Source organism: Vulcanococcus limneticus LL, assembly GCF_002252705.1.
Taxonomy (GTDB): Bacteria; Cyanobacteriota; Cyanobacteriia; order PCC-6307; family Cyanobiaceae; genus Vulcanococcus; species Vulcanococcus limneticus.
Genome location: NZ_NQLA01000056.1, coordinates 1 through 17,561, shown reverse-complemented (window position 1 = coordinate 17,561; position 17,561 = coordinate 1). Strand labels below are relative to the sequence as shown.

18 protein-coding genes are annotated in these 17,561 nt (G+C 71.3%); 4 read left to right on the top strand and 14 right to left on the bottom strand.

The features are described 5' to 3' along the window. Positions 1-33: 33 nt before the first annotated feature. Positions 34-2,211, bottom strand: coding sequence for a serine/threonine protein kinase (locus tag CJZ98_RS15245; RefSeq protein ID WP_094591980.1), 2,178 nt, complete (start codon positions 2,209-2,211; stop codon positions 34-36). Continuing rightward, positions 2,208-3,197 carry a cysteine synthase A gene (locus tag CJZ98_RS15240; RefSeq protein ID WP_094591979.1) on the bottom strand — a complete coding sequence of 330 codons (990 nt, stop codon included), beginning with the start codon at positions 3,195-3,197 and terminating at the stop codon, positions 2,208-2,210. Before CJZ98_RS15240 ends, CJZ98_RS15245 begins: the two co-directional genes overlap by 4 nt. Positions 3,198-3,369: 172 nt before the next feature. Between CJZ98_RS15240 and CJZ98_RS15235 the strand changes: the two genes are divergently transcribed. Both CJZ98_RS15235 and CJZ98_RS15230 read left to right on the top strand, forming a co-directional pair. Continuing rightward, the gene (locus CJZ98_RS15235) at positions 3,370-3,618 is read left to right on the top strand and encodes a hercynine metabolism small protein (RefSeq protein ID WP_094591978.1); all 249 of its coding nucleotides are present in this window, start codon (positions 3,370-3,372) and stop codon (positions 3,616-3,618) included. After that, entirely contained in the window at positions 3,615-4,232 is a 618-nt protein-coding gene (locus CJZ98_RS15230; protein ID WP_094591977.1) for a hercynine metabolism protein, read from the top strand. Before CJZ98_RS15235 ends, CJZ98_RS15230 begins: the two co-directional genes overlap by 4 nt. A 200-nt stretch (positions 4,233-4,432) precedes the next feature. Here the strand turns inward: CJZ98_RS15230 and CJZ98_RS15225 are convergent, their stop codons facing one another. The 7 genes from CJZ98_RS15225 to CJZ98_RS15195 all read right to left on the bottom strand — a co-directional run bounded on the left by CJZ98_RS15225 (position 4,433) and on the right by CJZ98_RS15195 (position 11,107). Further along, complete coding sequence (locus tag CJZ98_RS15225) at positions 4,433-4,696, bottom strand: hypothetical protein (protein ID WP_094591976.1); 264 nt, start codon at positions 4,694-4,696, stop codon at positions 4,433-4,435. Between the two features lie 29 nt (positions 4,697-4,725). Continuing rightward, positions 4,726-6,264 carry a lysine--tRNA ligase gene (gene lysS, locus CJZ98_RS15220; RefSeq protein ID WP_094591975.1) on the bottom strand — a complete coding sequence of 513 codons (1,539 nt, stop codon included), beginning with the start codon at positions 6,262-6,264 and terminating at the stop codon, positions 4,726-4,728. An 84-nt stretch (positions 6,265-6,348) separates the two neighbouring features. Beyond that, positions 6,349-7,143 (bottom strand): response regulator transcription factor RpaB, encoded by a 795-nt coding sequence (gene rpaB / locus CJZ98_RS15215; protein ID WP_269798975.1) that lies wholly within the window; start codon positions 7,141-7,143, stop codon positions 6,349-6,351. A gap of 273 nt (positions 7,144-7,416) precedes the next feature. Further along, positions 7,417-8,778: an extracellular solute-binding protein gene (locus CJZ98_RS15210; RefSeq protein ID WP_094591974.1), complete on the bottom strand. Its 1,362-nt coding sequence runs from the start codon at positions 8,776-8,778 to the stop codon at positions 7,417-7,419. A gap of 5 nt (positions 8,779-8,783) precedes the next feature. Beyond that, the gene (locus CJZ98_RS15205; RefSeq protein WP_094591973.1) at positions 8,784-9,302 is read right to left on the bottom strand and encodes a rod shape-determining protein MreD; all 519 of its coding nucleotides are present in this window, start codon (positions 9,300-9,302) and stop codon (positions 8,784-8,786) included. Positions 9,303-9,305: 3 nt separating this feature from the next. Then, entirely contained in the window at positions 9,306-10,055 is a 750-nt protein-coding gene (mreC, locus tag CJZ98_RS15200; protein WP_094591972.1) for a rod shape-determining protein MreC, read from the bottom strand. Between the two features lie 5 nt (positions 10,056-10,060). Then, positions 10,061-11,107 (bottom strand): rod shape-determining protein, encoded by a 1,047-nt coding sequence (locus tag CJZ98_RS15195; RefSeq protein ID WP_094591971.1) that lies wholly within the window; start codon positions 11,105-11,107, stop codon positions 10,061-10,063. 168 nt (positions 11,108-11,275) lie between these two features. Here CJZ98_RS15195 and CJZ98_RS15190 point away from each other — a divergent pair, with 168 nt between their 5' ends. Continuing rightward, on the top strand, positions 11,276-11,668 hold the full coding sequence (locus tag CJZ98_RS15190; protein ID WP_094591970.1) for a single-stranded DNA-binding protein: 393 nt from the start codon (positions 11,276-11,278) through the stop codon (positions 11,666-11,668). A gap of 98 nt (positions 11,669-11,766) precedes the next feature. On the opposite strand, the gene CJZ98_RS15185 is transcribed toward CJZ98_RS15190, so the two are convergent. Next, on the bottom strand, positions 11,767-12,426 hold the full coding sequence (locus CJZ98_RS15185) for a DedA family protein (protein ID WP_094591969.1): 660 nt from the start codon (positions 12,424-12,426) through the stop codon (positions 11,767-11,769). Between the two features lie 293 nt (positions 12,427-12,719). Then, positions 12,720-14,147 carry an adenosylhomocysteinase gene (gene ahcY, locus CJZ98_RS15180; protein WP_094591968.1) on the bottom strand — a complete coding sequence of 476 codons (1,428 nt, stop codon included), beginning with the start codon at positions 14,145-14,147 and terminating at the stop codon, positions 12,720-12,722. A 156-nt stretch (positions 14,148-14,303) separates the two neighbouring features. On the opposite strand from ahcY, the gene tsaE reads away from it, so the two are divergent. After that, positions 14,304-14,843, top strand: coding sequence for a tRNA (adenosine(37)-N6)-threonylcarbamoyltransferase complex ATPase subunit type 1 TsaE (tsaE, locus tag CJZ98_RS15175; protein WP_094591982.1), 540 nt, complete (start codon positions 14,304-14,306; stop codon positions 14,841-14,843). 36 nt (positions 14,844-14,879) lie between these two features. Here the strand turns inward: tsaE and CJZ98_RS15170 are convergent, their stop codons facing one another. From CJZ98_RS15170 to CJZ98_RS15160, 3 genes are all read right to left on the bottom strand, one after another. Continuing rightward, positions 14,880-16,007, bottom strand: coding sequence for a carbohydrate kinase family protein (locus CJZ98_RS15170; protein ID WP_094591967.1), 1,128 nt, complete (start codon positions 16,005-16,007; stop codon positions 14,880-14,882). Further along, positions 16,007-17,269, bottom strand: a complete 1,263-nt coding sequence (gene mutT / locus CJZ98_RS15165) for an 8-oxo-dGTP diphosphatase MutT (protein WP_094591966.1) — start codon at positions 17,267-17,269, stop codon at positions 16,007-16,009. The genes CJZ98_RS15170 and mutT overlap by 1 nt, the downstream gene beginning before the upstream one ends. Positions 17,270-17,305: 36 nt before the next feature. Further along, a partial coding sequence (locus CJZ98_RS15160; protein WP_108723315.1) for a sigma factor-like helix-turn-helix DNA-binding protein occupies positions 17,306-17,561 on the bottom strand: 256 nt, incomplete at its 5' end.

Below are 17,561 nucleotides of genomic sequence, written 5' to 3'. Positions count from 1 at the left end.
CCCCCGCCTGTAGATCAGGGGGTCCGGACCCGGTCAGTTCACCGGCGGTGGCGGGCTGGATGGCGTTGCCGGGGTGGCGGGGGCGGCCGGGGCCGGCTGGGCCGGCGCGGCGGGATTGGCCGGGGCGGGCTGACCCTGGGGTTGGGCGGGATCGGCGGGTTGGGTCGTGCTGCCGGCGGGCGGCAAGGCGGCCTCGCCCGGGCGGGCCGTGGCCTCAGGAGCCGCCGGATCCACCCGCAGGGACAGGGTGATCAGGGCCGGCGCCACGCCGTCGTTGGTCACGAGCAACTGCACGGGCGAGCCGGCCACCCTGGCGATGCTCACCACCCGCAGCGGTCCCCTGGCCTCGAGCACGCTGCCGTCGGCGCCGAACACGCTCATCTGCATCAGCGGCGACCCGTTCACCCCCAGCACCAGGCGGGTGCCCGGGGAGAGGCGGATCGGGAACAGGCGGGCGCCGCCAGCATCCACCTGGGCCGATACCACGTTGGTCTGGCCGAGACGGGTCTGGATCGGCTCGATGCGCACGTTGGCCAGGCCCTGCTCGGCGGCGGCGTACCAGAGCTGGCGGAAGGGCTCGGGCGGGATGTCGCCGGCGGAGCGGCCGGGCAGCAGGTTCTGGGCGCTGCCCGACACCAGCTGGCGCAGCACCTCGGCGCTGAGGCCGCGGCCCACCAGGGCCGCCTGGCGCTTCTGCCAGTCGCCGGCGGTGAAGCTGCCCAGGCGGGTGCGGATCTCCAGCGGCAACTGCTCCACCCGACTGATCCACTCCTGGGCCAGCTCGTTCCACACCTTGCGCAGGGGGGCGTCGTCGAGGGAGTCGTTGGGCAGGCGGCCGCCGCGCTCCGGGAACTGGGCCAGCAGGCTGGCATCCACCAGCTTGAGGAACCAGCCGCGGTCGATCTGCAGGGCCCGCAGCCGGTTGAGCAGCTGCTGGCGCTGGTCCACCTCCGCCGGCGGCAGGCTGCTGGGGAGCTGCAGGCCGCTGCCCGGCTCCGTGGTGGCCACCCGGCCGCGGCTGAGCACCAGCCAGCCCAGGGCCGTGCCCAACACCGCCGAGATCACCAGGGCCAGTACCACCGGCCAGAGGCGCCCCTCGGCGGCCTCCTCCCGCTCCTCCTGGCGGCTGCGCAGCGGCGGCGGGGCAAGCGGAGCAGGAGCCGGCGCCACCCCAGCGACCTGGGACAGCTCGGTGGCCCCAGGGGTGGGGGCGGCCTCCAAAGGCGATGGCGTAGTAGCCCGCGGCTGCTCTGGGGGCGCCGGCTCGGAGGGAGCGGGGACGGGCGCCGCCGCCGCAGCGACCTCCGCCACCGGGAGCGGCTCCGGCAGGGGCGCCTGGGGCACCAGCACCACGGTGCGATCGGCGCGGGGCACGGGACCCGTGCTGTCGGGCATGGGCAGCTGCTGCAGGGCCTGCAGCGCGGCGCCAGCTGAGGGGTAACGACGGCTGGGGTCGCTGGCCAGCAGCGGCTCCAGGGCCGCCTTGAGGGCGGGCTCGCCATCGAGGGCGGCGGGCCAGCGCCACTCCATCGTCACCGGATCGAGCAGCTCGGCCGGTTCGTCACCGCTGAGAAGCACCAGGGCCACCACCCCCAGGCCGTAGAGATCCATCCAGGGCTCGGCCGGATCGCCGCGGCCCAGCTCCGGGGAGCCATAGCCGGGGGTGACACCGATCGGCGCGCCGTGGCCAGCCGCACCGGACACCTGGGCCAGCGCCGTGCCCCGCACCAGACCGAAGTCCAGCAACACCGGCAGGCCATCGCGCTCGCGGCGCAGCAGGTTGGCGGGGGTGAGGTCGCCGTGCAGCAGATCCTGGCTGTGCAGCGCGGCCAGAACCGGCAGCAACTGGCGCAGCAGCAGCAGCACCTCGCCGGCGCCGAACACGAGCTGGCGCTGGCGCCGTGCCTCCAGCAGCTCGGCGTAGGTGCGGCCGTCCTGCCATTCGCGCGCCAGCCAGAGCTCAGGTTCGGCCTCGATCAGCCCACCGAAGCGCGGCACCTGGGGATGCAGCACCCCCTGCAGCCGCGGCCAGAGCTCGCGCACCCGGGCCTGGAGCTGGGGCTGATCGCCCCCCAGCTGGCGCAGCACCACCGGCGTGTTGCCGGCCAGCTGGTCGCTGGCGCGCCAGAGCACCCCCTGGGTGCCGCGGGCCAGTTCCGTCTCCAGGCGGTACCGCTCGCCGATCAACTGACCCAGCACCGCGCCGCTCACGACTCGCGCACAGGTTGCCGAAGCCCCTTGGCCACCAGCCAGTCGTGGTCATAGAGCCGTGACCGGTAGCGATCACCGCTGTCGCACAGCACGGTCACGATGGTGTGGCCGGGGCCGAGGCGTCGGGCCGTCTCCACCGCCGCGGCCACGTTGATCCCCACCGAGCCGCCCAGGAACAGGCCCTCCTGCCACAGCAGCCGGTAGATGGTGTCGAGGGCCTGCTGGTCGTCGATGCGCACGGCGTCATCCACAGGTGCGCCCTCCAGGTTCGCGGTCACGCGGCTGTTGCCGATGCCCTCGGTGATCGAGTTCCCCTCGCTGGCCAGCTCGCCGGTCTTGGCCCAGCTGTAGAGGGCACTGCCGTGGGGATCGGCCAGCACACAGCGCACCGCCGGGTTCTGCTGCTTGAGGTAGAGGGCCACGCCGGCGTAGGTGCCACCGGTGCCGGTGGCCGCCACCCAGGCATCCACCCTGCCCTCGGTCTGCTCCCAGATCTCAGGACCGGTGGAGTTGTAGTGGGCGCGGCGGTTGGCCAGGTTGTCGAACTGGTTGGCCCACACGGCCCCGGGTGTCTCGGCGGCGATGCGGCCAGAGAGGCGCACGTAGTTGTTGGGGTCGCGGTAAGGCACCGCCGGCACCGTGCGCACCTCGGCGCCGAGGCTCCGCAGCAGGCCGATCTTCTCGGCCGACTGGGTGTCCGGAATCACGATCAGGGCCTTGTAGCCGCGGGCGTTGCAGAGGTGGGTCAGGCCAATGCCGGTGTTGCCGGCCGTGCCCTCCACCACCGTGCCGCCGGGCTGCAGCAGGCCCTGCTCCTCCGCCTCCAGCAGGATCCCCAGGGCGGCGCGGTCCTTCACGGAGCCCCCGGGGTTCATGAACTCAGCCTTGCCGAGGATCTCGCAGCCCGTGAGCTCGCTGAGGGCCTGGAGCCGGATCAGGGGCGTATGGCCGACGGCGCCGACGAAACCCGGGGTGATGCCGCCCATGCGCTGGCCTTGTGACGACGTGACGTGGTGGGGGGATCGTAGGGGCCGCGGCCGCCACCCCCGCCGGCCCCCGGGGTGGCCGCAGACACTCCGCGCCAGCAGGCCACCGGCCCAGCCCCTCGGGGCCAGGCAGACTCGGGACACGTCCAGCCGGATCCGGAGCCCTGAGCCGATGTCGAGGGAAGACCAGCGTCGCGCCGTGCGCGAGCTGCGCGAGGGCCTGATCGCCCAGCTGGAGCAGCTCTACATGGAGGCCTTCGATCGGGTCGCCGGCCAGGACCTGGGCGAGGGCGGCATCGCCCGCCTCACCCAGCTGCTGCTGCGCTCCCGCGAGGCGGCGATCACGCCGTTGCAGGAGGAGATCGAAGCGCCGCTGATCACCCGCGCACCGGACAGCCCTGCAGCGGATGCTGCCGGATGAGCGCCGGAACCGATCCCAGCGAGGCCGCGGGCTGGTTTGAGCGGCTGGAGGCCCAGCTGGGGCAGCAGCTCGAGGCCTTCCTGGCCGCCAATCCGGCCCAGGAGGCGCTGCTGCGCGAGCAGGAGCAGCGGGAACGCCAGCAGCGCCTCAAGCGGCGGCGGCTGGAGCTGCGCGGCCAGGCCGAGCAGGCCCGCACCGGGCTGTTGCAGCTGGCCGCGGAGATCGCCCAGTGGCAACGGCGGGTGGAGCGGGCCCGGGCCGCCGGGGCCAGCGATCTGGCGGCCCGGGCCGAGCAGCACCTGCACGGGCTGATGGCCCAGGGCCGCGACCGCTGGCAGGCCCTGGGCGAGCTGGGCAGCCAGTTCCGCCAGGTGGAGCTGGAGCTCGAGGCCCTGGCCGAGGAGGAGCAACGGCAGCAACAGGGGCAGGCACCGACCAGCCCGGCCGGCGCCCAAGCCGCTCAGAGCAGATCGGGGCACCCCCAAGCGGGCGGAGCGCCGGGCGAGCCAGCCCAGGGGGATCGGGCCCAGCCGGATCCCGAGGATCTCGAGCAGGCCTGGGCACGCTTCGAAGCGGAGCAGGACCTGGAGCAGCTGCGCCGGCGCCAGGGCTGAGCAGCCAGGGATCCGAGGTGTTGAGACCAGGCTGGCCTGGCGCCGGCAGGGCAGGCAAGCTCCGGCGTATGTCTGCCGATCCACACAGCCCGTGCGGATGTCCTAGGGAGGGCTCCAGGCGATGACGCCTGCGGAGCCGCAGCAAGGCAGCCCGCGGATCGCGCCGCGCAGACAGGAAGCCTGGACTCGGGGGGCTGGACTCAGCCCTTCGGCGCCGGCGGCACCAGACTCACGCCCTCGGGGGGAGGCGTGGGGTCGGGATCGGCGATCAGCATGTGCTGGAGCACGATCTCCGGGCGTTCACTGTCGCGCCAGCGGATCCGGTAGGCCGGCATCTTGGTGCCCCGGCTGGTGGTCTGCTCCACTGGCTCCATCACCCATCCCCGGCGGGAACGGCCCTGGGGGTTGCGCTTCACCACCGCGTCCGCGTGCTTGAAGCGAAAACCGACGCGCTCACCGCTCATGGATGGGGGAGATTGCCTACTGTGATCGATTATCCCATTGCGGCCGGCCGCGGCTCCTCGCGCGGCCCGGAGACCGGCTCAGGCCGCAGCAACGGGAAGGCGATCACGTCGCGGATCGAGGGGCTGTCGGTGAGCAGCATCACCAGCCGGTCGATGCCGATGCCCAGGCCGCCGGTGGGAGGCATGCCCACCTCCAGGGCGTGCAGGAAGTCCTCATCCACCGTCTGGGCCTCGTCGTCGCCGGCGGCCTTGCGCTCCTGCTGGGCCTCCAGACGCTGGCGCTGATCCACCGGATCGATCAGCTCGCTGAAGGCATTGGCCGTCTCACGGCCCACGATGAACAGCTCAAAGCGCTCCACCAGCCCCGGTTTGCTGCGGTGGGCCCGGGCCAGGGGAGAGTTCTCCACCGGGTAATCGAGCACGAAGGTGGGCTGGATCAGGTCGGCCTCCACCCGCTGCTCGAAGGCCTCCACCAGCAGCCGGCCCACGGAATCGGCCAGGGCCGGCACCTCCAGGCCCTTGGCCTGCATCGCCGCGGCGGCCTCGTCGCGGCTGCTGAAGCTGGTGAAGTCCAGCCCCGTGGCGTCCTGCACCAGCTCATGCATGGTGGCCCGGCGCCAGGGTGGCGTGAGGTCGATCTCGGTGCCCTGGTAGCTGATCTGGGTGCTGCCGCACACCTGCTGGCACACGTGCGCAATCAGCTGCTCGGTGAGCTCCATCATGTCGATGTAATCGGCGTAGGCCTGATAGATCTCCACCGACGTGAACTCGGGGTTGTGGCGCGTGCTCACCCCCTCGTTGCGGAAGATCCGGCCCAGCTCGTACACCCGCTCGAAGCCGCCCACCACCAGCCGCTTGAGGTGCAGCTCCGTGGCGATCCGCAGCGTCAGCGGCAGATCCAGGGCATTGTGGTGGGTCTCGAACGGTCGGGCATCGGCGCCGCCAGGCTGGCTCTGCAGCACGGGCGTCTCGATCTCCAGGAACTCGCGCCCATCCAGCCAGCGGCGCATGGCACTCACCGCCAGGGCCCGGCGCCGGAAGGTCTCGCGGGTGTGGGGCGAGACGATCAGATCCAGGTAGCGCTGGCGGTAGCGCTTCTCCACATCCGCCAGGCCGTGCCACTTGTCCGGCAGGGGCTGGAGTGCCTTGGTGAGCATCGTCCAGTCCGTCACCTTCACCGAGAGCTCGCCCCGGTCGGTGCGGCGCAGGGTGCCCCGCACGCCGATCAGATCGCCCGCATCCACCAGGGACGTGAGGTGGGCGAAGGCGCCGGGAGGGGGCGAATCAGGAGAGGCCGCCTCCAGCGTGGCTTTCTCGAGATACAGCTGGATCGGACCGGTCTCATCGGCCAGAGTGAAGAAGGCGAGCTTGCCCATCACCCTGCGGGTCATCACCCGGCCGGCCACCGCCACCACCACATCGCGCTCCTGGCCGTTGGCCAGGTCGGCATGGGCCTGCTGCAGCGCGGCAGTGCGGTGGGTGGGTTCATAGCGCAGGCCGTAGGGGCCCTGGCCCAGGTCGGCGAGGGTCCGGGCTTTCTCCAGGCGGGTCTCGCGCAGCTCCGACAAGGCTCCAGGGGTCTCAGCTGGGAGCCATCCTGCAGGACCGCCGGATCGGGCCGCTCCAGCCCGTCCGGGCCGAGGCGGGTCCGCTCAGACCGCGGTGGCCAGGGCGGGATCGCCCACCCGCTGGGAGGCGTAGCCGGTGCCGCGCACGGTGAGGATCAGCTCCGGATTGCGCGGATCGGGCTCGAGTTTGCCCCGCAGCCGGGCCACATACACGTCCACCACCCGCAGGTCGGCGGCACGGCGGGGCGGGTAGCCCCAGAGCTGCTCCAGGATCTCGGCCCGGGGCACCACCCGGCCCGGCTCCCGGAACAGCAGCTCCAGCAGGCTGAATTCGGTGTAGGTGAGGCCGATGCGCTCGCCGTCGCGGGTCACCTGGCGGCGGTTGGTGTCGACCACCAGATCGCCCACGCGGAGCACACCCTGGCCCGCCGGCACATCGCGGGGTTCGGCGCCGGCGGAGCCGCGGCCCACGCGGCGCAGGATCGTGGCGATGCGCGCCTCGAGCTCCTTGGGGCTGAAGGGCTTGGGCAGGTAGTCGTCGGCACCGAGATCCAGGCCGGCCACCCGCTCGGCGATGGCATCGAGGGCCGAGAGGAAGATGATCGGCACGCAGGACTCGGCCCGTAGCCGCCGGCACACCGCGAAGCCATCCAGCTTCGGCAACATCACATCGAGCACGACCAGATCGGGCTGCTCCTTGTGGAACAGGGCCAGGGCCTCCTCGCCGTCCTCGGCGCACACCACCCGATAGCCCGCCAGCTGCAGGCGCATCACCAGCACCCGCCGCACCGCCGCCTCGTCGTCCACCACCAGCAGGGTGGCCCGATGCTCGGCCTGACCCGGCCCCTCGTCGTTCTCGTTCACGCCCTGACTGGTCACGCCTCGCCCAGCCCGCTCAAGACCATGCCGGGACAGATCCTCCAGGGGCATGCGCGCAGGGGGATGAAGAAGCGCAACACTACCTCTCACACAGGGCCTTACGCGCCGTCATCGCCGTGCGGAACGCCCCCAATCCGGAACTCTTAAGGTTTTCTTCGCCCGTGTTCCCGCCAGTCCAGCGGGTGTGCGCCGGACGCAGCCTCGCGCAGCGGGCTGCGGTAGGCACACACCCGCTGGACTGGCGCAGGCCGGGAAGGGAGGTGGGGTGGGGCTTCAGGGCCAGCGGGCGGTGGCGTAGGCGTTCCACTGGCGTTCGGCTTCGGCCAGGGCGGCGTCACTGCTCAGCTGACCGAGCATGGCGCGCTGCAGCTGGGTGTAGACGATCGCCTGGAGCCGCTTGACGCCGGGGCTGGCGGGGACCAGCACCCGGGCGCGCTCCAGGGTGTCGGCGGAGAGCAGCCGGGCCTGCTGCACCAGGGCCTCGTTAGGGGTGGCCGGACGCTCGCGGCGCAGGTTGGCCTCCAGCTGGCGCAGGGCCTGTTTCGAAGAGGGCAGCACCCTGGCCTGCTCGGCGAAGCGGGCCTGGTTGGTGGCGTCGGTGAGGAACAGGGCAAGGCTGAGGGCCTCCCTGGGCAGCCGCGTCTGCTTGGGCACCGCCAGGTTCATCACCGCCACGTTGGCGTCGCCGGAGGCGCCGGTGAGCGGCGGGAAGGGACGGGTGGCGGCGGCGATACGAGGGGCGTTGGTCTGGATGCTGCGCAGGAACTCGGCGCCGCTGCCCACCTGGGCCAGCTCGCCGCTCTGGTAGAGCTCAATGGCACGGCGGTAGCCCTGGCTCACCACCTCGCGGGGCAGGAGGCCGCGGCGGTAGAGGTCGGTCCAGAAGGCGAAGGCCCGGCGGCCCGCCGGGCTGTTGAAGGCGGCCCGTTGGCGCCCGTCCAGCAGGGTCACCTCCATCTGCACCATCGACTCCAGCAGCTCCGCCGAGTCGTCGGGCACCACGGTCACGAACAGGGCGTAGCGACCGGTCTTGCGCTTCACCGCCTCGGCGTAGGCGGGCACCTCCTCCCAGCGGCGCGGTGGCGCCGTGTAGCCCGCTTGCCGCAGCAGGCCGGTGTTGGCCAGGGTGATCCGCACCGTGAGATACCAGGGCACGGTGAACTGCTGGGGCCGGCCGTCGGGCCCAGCGCTGCGGCCGGCCTGCCAGAGCCGGGGCAGGTAGCTGGCCTCGGCGCCGGGCGGCAGCAGCGGATCGAGGGGAAGCAGGCCGCCCTTGCTGGCCAGGTTGGCGGCGAACAGCGGGTTGAGGTTCACCACATCCGGCGCGGTGCGGGCAAACACGGCGGCCAGCAGCTTGCGCTCCACCGAGCCCCAGGGCACGTCGGTCCACACCACGTCCACCTCCGGGTGCTGGCGCTCCCAGGCGGCGATGGCGCCGTTGATGGTGTCGTTGAACTTGGGGGCCAGATCCAGGGTCCACACCTGCAGCTGGCGCCGCTCCGGCTTGGGCCGACCGCAGCCCGCCAGGCCCAGCCCCAGCCCCGCCAGCACCAGGCCAGCGGCCAGGATGGAGCGCCGCCGCCGCTGGGGCGCCACGGCCTGGAGCGGGAGTTCGGGCTGGGATCGATCGGCCATGGAAGTCAGTTCCGCAGCGACACCTGCTGGCGCCAGAACAACAGCTGCAAGGAGCAGACCAGCGGCGCCAGCAGGGCCGTGATCAGCCCCTGGGCCAACAGGGTGTGCAGGCCGGAGAGAAGCACCACCTCTCCACTCCAGCCCCCCGACCCGGGCAGGCCCAGCTGCAGCAGCAGACTGGCACCCAGCAGCAAGCTGCCGAGAGCCGCCAGCAGTCCCAGGCTGAAACTGCGCTCGACCGGGGGTCCGTTGCGGCCCAGACGGCCCCACCACCAGCCCAGCAGCGCCAGGGCCGGAATCTGGCTGGCTCCGCCCAGCTGCAGACCATCGAGGGCCATCCCCAGGGCCAGGCCCGCGACGGCGCCGGAGCGGGGCCCGTCCACCAGGGCCCAGGGCAGCAGCCACAGCACCGCCCAGCTTGGCCCCACCCCGGCGACCGTCAGCAGCCCGGGCGAGGCCAGGGTGAGCAACGGCACCGCCAGGCCCGTGGCACCGCACCAGAGCTGGGAATACAGGCGGGCCATGGCTCAGGCACCAGCGCGGCGGGGCACCACCTGCACCCAGTCCACCGCGTCGAGGGGGGCGCTGAGCTGCACCACGGCCTCGGGGGCGGGCACGGCCTGGTCGTTCACGCTCTGGATCACACCCACGGTCACGTTGGCTGGCAGCAGGGTGCTGGCGGGGGAGGTAGACACCACATCGCCGGGCCTCACGCCCGTGTCCTTGTCGAGGAAGTGGAGCACGGGGCGGGCGGTGCCCTGGCCGATCAGCAGGCCGTGGCGCTGGGTCCGGCCCACCCAGACCCCCACGTGGCTGCCGGGGTCGGTGAGCAGGCGCACCCGGGCGGTGCTGGGGGTCACGCTCTGCACCAGGCCCAGCAGACCGCCGGGCCCGAGCACCGGATCCCCCGCAGCGACCCCCTGGAGTTGCCCCTTGCCCAGCTCCAGTTGCTGCCACCAGCCGCCGGTCTCGCGGGAGATCACCGGGGCCGTGATGGCGTCACCGCGGCCGCGCTGCAGATCCAGCAGCCCCCGCAGACGGCGGTTGTCCTGCTCCAACTGGGCCAGGCGAGTCTGGTCCGCGAGCCGAGTGGCGGCCTGGATCCATTCGCCCTGCGCAGTGCCGGGCCAGAAGGGCCGACTCAGCAGGGCGTAGGCATCGGTGAGGAAGGCCCCCTTGCTCAGCCGCACACCCACCAGGGCCAGCAGAAAAAGCCACCAGGGCCAGGCCTGCAGCAGCTTCTGCAGGGTGGGGACGCGAGGCAGGCGCCCGTTCATGGGGTTCAGATCGACTGCCGGGCGAAGTCGGGAGTGTCGAGCACGCGCTCAAGGCGCTTGTAGTCCTCGAGCACGCGGCCGCAGCCGTTGACCACGCAGAGCAGCGGCTCCTCGGCCACGTGTACCAGGATGCCGGTCTCGTGGCTGATCAGGTCGCTGATGCCGCGCACCTGGGCGCCGCCGCCGGCCAGCATGATGCCGCGATCGACAATGTCGGCAGCCAGCTCGGGCGGGGTGCGCTCCAGGGTGCGCTTGACGGCCTCCACGATCACGTTGAGGGGCTCGGCCATCGCCTCGCGGATGTCACCGGCGCGCACGTTGATCGTGCGGGGCAGGCCGGAGAGCAGGTGCAGGCCGCGCACGTCCATCGACGTGTTGTCGTGGGCGTCGTCGGGGAAGGCGGAGCCGATGCGGATCTTGATGTCCTCTGCGGTGCGCTCGCCCACCACCAGGTTATGCACCTTCTTGAGGTACACACCGATGGCGTCGCTGAGCTCATCGCCCGCCACCCGCACCGACTCGCTGAGCACGGTGCCGCCGAGGCTGAGCACGGCCACTTCGGTCGTGCCGCCGCCGATGTCCACGATCATCGTGCCGACGGGCTCGGTCACGGGCAGGCCGGCGCCGATGGCGGCCGCCACCGGCTCATCGATCAGATGCACGGTGCGGGCGCCGGCCAGGCCGGCCTCGCGCACGGCGCGGCGCTCAACGCCGGTGACGCCGCTGGGAATGCCGATCACCAGGCGGGGCGCCACGATGCCGCGGCCCTCGTTGGCCTTCTGGATGAAGGTCTTGATCATCTGCTCGGCGGCGTCGAAGTCGGCGATGACGCCATCGCGCAGGGGCCGCACGGCACGGATGTTGCCGGGGGTGCGGCCGAGCATCAGCTTGGCCTCATCGCCCACGGCCATGGGCACGCCGCGCTCCAGATCCAGGGCCACCACCGAGGGCTCCTGCAGCACGATGCCCTTGCCGGACACGTAGATCAGGGTGTTGGCCGTTCCCAGATCGATGCCGATGTCACGGGAGAGCTGGAAACGTCGAAAAAACACGGAGCAGCCACCAAGCGGGGCGAATCATAGGAGGGGCCTCCACAGGGACCCTGGCCAGGAGTCCCAGAGCTGGCGGCGGTACATCCGGGCCCGGCGGTGGAACTCTCTGGAGGCGACGCCCGGAGCGGGTGCCGCATCATTGACCAACCGAACATCCAGGAGAACGCCATGGGCGTCAATTCCGTGACCCTCGTCGGCCGGGCCGGCCGCGACCCCGAAGTCCGCTACTTCGAATCCGGCAGCATGGTGGCGAACCTCACCCTCGCCGTGAACCGCCGCAGCCGCGACGACGAGCCCGACTGGTTCAACCTCGAGATCTGGGGCAAGCAGGCCCAGGTGGCCGCCGACTACGTGCGCAAGGGCTCTCTGCTGGGCATCATCGGCAGCTTCAAGCTCGACCGCTGGACCGACCGCGCCAGCGGCGAAGAGCGCAGCAAGCCCGTGGTGCGGGTCGACCGGCTGGAACTGCTGGGCTCCAAGCGCGACGCCGAGGGTGGCGGCTTCGGGGGTGGTGGCGGCTTCGGCGGCGGCGAGCCCAGCGACGAGGAAGTGCCGTTCTGAAGCGGCCTCGAGCCGAGCCCCCTCGGCTGGGACCCCCTCAGTGGGAGGGGTCTCCCCGGGACGATCCCTGGGGAACTCCCCTTCCGCCCAGCCAGGAGCTAGTGGGAGTTGCGGCGCCTGTTCCAGATCCGCAGCCCCAGCCAGACGGCGAATCCGGCAACGGCCAGCACCAGCAGCACCTTCACGACCTTGGCCACTGGCTCGATCCAGTGCTCCACGTTGGTGTAGCCCTCACCGAGGGCCAGTCCCGCCAGGGTGAGCAGCAGGGTCCAGATCAGGCTGCCGGCGGTGGTCCAGATCAGAAACGGCGTGAAGGGCATCATTTCGATGCCCGCAGGCACCGAGATCAGTGTGCGGATCCCGGGCACCAGCCGGCCCCAGAACACCAGCGCCGTGCCGTAACGGGAGAACCAGTCGCGGCTGCGGTGCAGCTCCTGGGAGCTGATGCCGATCCAGCGGCCATGGCGCTCGAGCCACTGCTCGATGCGCTCCTCATTGATCAGCCGGCCGATGCCGTACCAGGGCAGGGCCCCCAGCACCGTGCCGAACAGGCCTGCCAACACCACCGGGATCAGCGCCAGCTGGCCCTGCTGCACATAGAAGCCCCCCAGGGGCATGATCAGTTCCGAGGGAATCGGTGGGAACAGGTTTTCCAGGAACATCGCCGCGAAAATGGCGCCATAGCCCAGCAGGGGATTGGCCTCCACGGCCGAACCGATCAGCTGCGGCAGCTGCTGCACCAGTTCACTGATCCCCATCGCTGTTCCTGCTCACTGCAGTGATTGTCCGGCATCGATCCCGAGGGCCACAGCAAAACCGCAGGAACGAGGGCCACAAAAAAGCCCGGCCGCTCGCGCGCCGGGCCTGTCATCCCAGGACAGAACAGAGACCCAGCTGTCACCGCACCAACAGAGTGACCATGGCTGATGCCCACCCAAGGTCAGGGAATCAGCCATAACCCCTTCACAACAGCCATCCCTGGCAGTGTCTCTGCGGGGAAGGCGTCACGCAGTGGGCCTTCCCCGCAGAGACACTGCCAGGGAGCACCGACTCAGTAGCGGTAGTGGTCGAGCTTGTAGGGACCCTCCACCGGTACGTTGATGTAGGCGGCCTGCTCGGGGGTGAGCTCGGTGAGCTTGGCGCCGATCTTGTTGAGGTGGAGGCGGGCGACAGCCTCATCGAGGTGCTTCGGCAGCACGTACACCTCTTTGCCGTACTGGTCACCCTTGGTGTACAGCTCGATCTGGGCGAGCACCTGGTTGGTGAAGGAGTTGCTCATCACGAAGCTGGGGTGGCCGGTGGCGCAGCCCAGGTTCACCAGCCGACCCTCGGCCAGCAGGATGATCTTGTTACCGGAGGGCAGCAGGATGTGATCCACCTGGGGCTTGATGTTGTCCCAGGGGTACTGCTTGAGCGAGGCCACATCGATCTCGTTGTCGAAGTGACCGATGTTGCAGACGATCGCCTGATCCTTCATCTGGATCAGGTGCTCGTGGCGGATCACCCGGAAGTTGCCGGTGGCGGTCACGAAGATGTCCACATCGCCCACCACGTCGTCGAGGCGCACGACGCGGTAGCCCTCCATGGCGGCCTGCAGGGCGCAGATCGGGTCGATCTCGGCGATCATCACGGTGGCGCCCAGGCCCCGCAGCGACTGGGCCGAGCCCTTGCCCACATCGCCGTAGCCCAGCACCAGGGCCACCTTGCCGGCCACCATCACGTCGGTGGCGCGCTTGATGCTGTCCACCAGCGACTCACGGCAACCGTAGAGGTTGTCGAACTTGCTCTTCGTCACCGAGTCGTTGACGTTGATTGCCGGGAAGGGCAGCTCGCCGCTCTTCTGCAGCTGGTACAGCCGGGCCACGCCGGTGGTGGTCTCCTCGGTGACGCCCTGGATGTTGGCGTGGATGCGGGAGTAGAAGCCGGGCTGGGCCGCCAGCTTCTGGCGAATCGAGTTGAAGAGGGCGGTCTCCTCCTCGTTGGAGGGGTTGTCGAGCACGGAGGGATCCTGCTCGGCCTTGGTGCCCAGGATCACCAGACCGGTGGCATCGCCGCCGTCGTCGAGGATCATGTTGGGCGTGCCACCATCGCCCCACTCGAGGATGCGGTGGGTGAAGGCCCAGTATTCATCCAGAGTTTCGCCCTTATAGGCGAACACGGGGACCCCCGAGGCCGCAATGGCCGCGGCGGCGTGGTCCTGGGTGGAGAAGATGTTGCAGGAGGCCCAGCGCACTTCGGCGCCGAGGGCCACCAGGGTGTCGATCAGGACGGCCGTCTGGATCGTCATGTGCAGGGAACCCGCGATGCGGGCGCCCTTGAGGGGCTGCTCGGCGCCGTACTTGGCGCGCAGGGCCATCAGACCGGGCATCTCGGTCTCGGCGATGGCGATCTCCTTGCGGCCGAAATCGGCCAGGCCGAGATCGGCGATCACGTACGACGACGTGGTCTGCAGAGCGGGTGCAGCGGGTGTTGCCACCATGGGTTGCGACTCCTGAAAAACAGCTCGCTCCCGGCTGGGAGGGCGTGGATGGGAAATATCTGCGGAGACGCCGAGGCTTCGGGCTCGCGTGAGCTGAAATCTACAGGCGTGCTCCCAAACAGCGTGATCCCGGACGGTGGACCATTGGCCAGGGCAATCCAGCCCAGCGAACGTGTTCTCGCCGATGCGGCCGCCACCCGGGCCCTCGGCCGGGAACTGGCCGCGCTGCTGCTGCCCGCCGCCAGCGGACAGGAGGGGATCGCCCCTGCCCCGCCGCCAACCCCACAGCCGGGTTCGCAGCCCACTCCAGCACCGATCCTGCTGCTGGAGGGCGATCTGGGCGCCGGGAAGACCTGCCTGGTGCAGGGGCTGGCCGAGGGCCTGGGCATCGACGAGCCGATCACCAGTCCCACCTTCGCCCTGGCCCAGCACTACGCAGGCCTGCGGGCCAGTGGGCCCAACAGCTCGCCTACGGCCCTGGTGCACCTCGACCTCTACCGGCTGGAACAGCTGGCCGCAGCCGATGAGCTGTTCGCCCAGGAGGAGGAGGAGGCCATCGCGCTGGGGGCGCTGCTGGCGGTGGAGTGGCCGAGCCGGCTGAGTTTCGTGCCGGCAGGCGCCTGGCGGGTGACCCTCAGCCTTCTGGATCCCGCCGATCCCGAGGCAGGGCGCCGTGTCCTGATCGAGGCCACCTGATCCGGGCCACCAGCCAAGTGGGAGGGAGGCGGCCGCTCAACCGGTTGCGGCCAGAAACAGCTCCACCTGTTCAACCGTTGGCTGGGGATCGATGGCACCCGCGCCCTGACACACCAGGGCGCCGCAGGCGCTGGCAAAGCGGATCGCCGCCTGCAGGCGCGGCCCTTCGGCCGCCGTGGCCCGCACCAGATCCGGCTCCAGCCGGAGCCGATGCAGCAGCCCGGCCAGAAAGGCATCGCCGGCGCCGGTGCTGTCGAGCACGGACACGGTGAAGGCTGGCATCGCGCCGGCCTGGTCGCCGAAGCACCAGGCCACCGGCGCGCTGCCATCGGTCACCACCACGGCGGGCCGCTGGGGCAGGGCGGCGCGGATGGCTGCGGGATCCCGGCTGGCGAACAGCCACTCGGCCTCCTCCGCGGCCAGTTTGAGCAGGGCCGCCCGCTCCAGGAGCGGGCGGATCCGGGCTGCCGCCGCGGCCGAAGGGCCAGCCGTCGACGGGGCGCGCCCATCCCAGAAGGTGGACCGCCAGTTCACATCCACAGCCAGCGCCACCCCTGCGGCCACCGCCCGCTGCAGCGCCAGCTGCAGGGCGCCGGCCGCCAGGGGGCTGGCGAGGGGAATCGTGCCCACAAGCAGCCAGGTGGCCTGGGGCAACAGCCGCTGCAGCGGCTCGGCCAGCTCCTCGGCGGCGAGCGCCTGGTCGGCGAAGACCGCGTCAGCAGACGCTCCGCCGGCGCTGCCCCCATCCCGGCCGCCGGCAAAGCCCTGGAAGTGGCGCTCCCCGCCGACATCGCGTCGCACCAGCACCACGCGGCTGGCCCGCTCCCCGTCCCACTGCAGGCCCGAGACCTCCACCCCGCGCAGCGCGAACAGCTCCGCAAACGCCGCACCGATCGCATCGCGCCCCAGCCGGCCGAGGAAGGCCACCGGCGTGCCGAGCCTGGCCAGGGCACAGGCCACGTTGGCTGGGGCGCCACCCAGGCGATCGTCGAGCTGATCGGCCGGCGCGGAGGCCGGATCGCCGCCGGGAGGCCCCAGCCGATCCACCAGCGCCTCGCCGAGGCAGAGCACCCGAGGTGGGACGAGCGCGGCGGCGGCGACCTCCGCGCCAGAAACCTGCGAGGGCTGCACCGGAGCCGGGTCTCCGCCCTGGGCCAGGGCCATCAGGCCGCCGCGCGACTGCCCCCAGCTTGGTCGGCCTCCCCCGCGCTGTCAGCGCCGCCAGGGCCACCGGCAGCTGCAGCCCCATCCAGCCCAGCGGACCGCAGCCCCAGCCTCTCCAACAGCGCCGCGATGATCCGGGCATTGGCCGCCGGGAACGGGAAGGCTCCCAGCTCCTCGGGCCGCACCCAGCGCACCTGCTGACTGGCCAGGGGCTGGGGCTCCCCGGCGGTCCAGCGGCAGAGATGCACCACGAAGCGCAGCCGCTTGTGGCTGTAAGCGTGCTCCAGCGTGATCAGCTCCTCCCCCACCGACGCCTCGATCGCCAGCTCCTCGGCCAGCTCGCGGGCGATCGTGGCCTCGATCGCCTCACCCGGCTCCTGCTTGCCGCCTGGGAATTCCCATAGGCCGCCGAGCAGCCCCTCGTTGAGTCGCTGGTCGATCAGTACCCGGCCTTCGCCATCGAGCACCACCCCCACGCCGATCACCTGGAAGGGCAGGGGCTTGCTGGCGTCCTTCACGGGATATCGGGCGGGATCGCCGGCAGCGTAGGCAGTGCAGCTCCCCTGCCAGGGGCAGGCGCCGCACCGCGGTTGACGGGGGGTGCAGATCGTGGCGCCCAGGTCCATCAGCGCCTGGTTGAACTCCCGGGGCCGCTGCGGATCGAGCAGCAGCTCGCTCAGCTGCCAGAACCGGGCGAGCTGCCGCGCCGGCGGCCGGGAGCTCGCGATCAGCCGCGCCAGCAACCGCTTCACGTTGCCATCCAGGATCGGATGGGGCAGATCAAAGGCCGAGGAGAGGATGCTGCCGGCGGTGCTGCGACCGATCCCCGGCAACGCCAGCCAGGCCGCCAGATCCCGCGGCCAGGGCTGCCCCTGCAGCTGCCGTGCGCCCTGGTGCAGCCTGCGGGCGCGGGAGTAGTAGCCCAGCCCCTGCCAGAGCAGCAACACGTCGTGCTCCCCGGCCGCCGCCAGCACCTCAACGCTGGGGAAGGCCGCCATCCAGCGCTGCCAGTAGGGCAGCACCACCTGCAGCTGGGTCTGCTGCAGCATCACCTCCGCCACCCAGATCGGATACGGATCCAGCCCTTCGCCGGAGCCCACCCGGCCACCATCAGGCCGCAACTTCCAGGGGATCAGCCGGCGGCCATCCCGCTCCCCCCAAGCCAGCAACCCTGCGCGCAACACCCCAACCCGGAGCCCAAGCTGCCCCAGCGCGCCAACCTCTGGCCCACTGGCCCCCGGCTCCTCTCCCCCATCCCCCATACCCGCCAGCACTCCCGGGCCGCCAGGCGCACTCACTCAAGCAGCGACGTATTCCGCCACGGTTTCGCTGAGTCGCCGCAGGGACGCCAGGCCATCGCGCTCCAGGTTGCGCACGCGATCGCGGCTCATGCCCAGGATGCGGCCGATGCCGGTGAGGCTCATCGGTTCATCGGGATCGGGCGCATCGGCGCAGGGGATGCCGTAGCGCATCTTCAGCACCCGCCCCTGCAGGTCCGGCAGACGCTCCAGCAGCGCCCGCATGTCGCCCCGCAGGCACTCCCCATCCACCAGC

Excerpts from the sequence above, each read along its gene's own strand:
- ahcY (WP_094591968.1), bottom strand. The coding sequence starts at position 14,147 with ATGGTGGCAACACCCGCTGCACCCGCTCTGCAGACCACGTCGTCGTAC.
- CJZ98_RS15205 (WP_094591973.1), bottom strand. The coding sequence starts at position 9,302 with ATGGCCCGCCTGTATTCCCAGCTCTGGTGCGGTGCCACGGGCCTGGCG.
- CJZ98_RS15170 (WP_094591967.1), bottom strand. The coding sequence starts at position 16,007 with ATGGCCCTGGCCCAGGGCGGAGACCCGGCTCCGGTGCAGCCCTCGCAG.
- CJZ98_RS15240 (WP_094591979.1), bottom strand. The coding sequence starts at position 3,197 with ATGGGCGGCATCACCCCGGGTTTCGTCGGCGCCGTCGGCCATACGCCC.
- CJZ98_RS15230 (WP_094591977.1), top strand. The coding sequence starts at position 3,615 with ATGAGCGCCGGAACCGATCCCAGCGAGGCCGCGGGCTGGTTTGAGCGG.
- mreC (WP_094591972.1), bottom strand. The coding sequence starts at position 10,055 with ATGAACGGGCGCCTGCCTCGCGTCCCCACCCTGCAGAAGCTGCTGCAG.
- CJZ98_RS15235 (WP_094591978.1), top strand. The coding sequence starts at position 3,370 with ATGTCGAGGGAAGACCAGCGTCGCGCCGTGCGCGAGCTGCGCGAGGGC.
- mutT (WP_094591966.1), bottom strand. The coding sequence starts at position 17,269 with ATGGGGGATGGGGGAGAGGAGCCGGGGGCCAGTGGGCCAGAGGTTGGC.
- CJZ98_RS15185 (WP_094591969.1), bottom strand. The coding sequence starts at position 12,426 with ATGGGGATCAGTGAACTGGTGCAGCAGCTGCCGCAGCTGATCGGTTCG.
- CJZ98_RS15225 (WP_094591976.1), bottom strand. The coding sequence starts at position 4,696 with ATGAGCGGTGAGCGCGTCGGTTTTCGCTTCAAGCACGCGGACGCGGTG.
- CJZ98_RS15210 (WP_094591974.1), bottom strand. The coding sequence starts at position 8,778 with ATGGCCGATCGATCCCAGCCCGAACTCCCGCTCCAGGCCGTGGCGCCC.
- CJZ98_RS15190 (WP_094591970.1), top strand. The coding sequence starts at position 11,276 with ATGGGCGTCAATTCCGTGACCCTCGTCGGCCGGGCCGGCCGCGACCCC.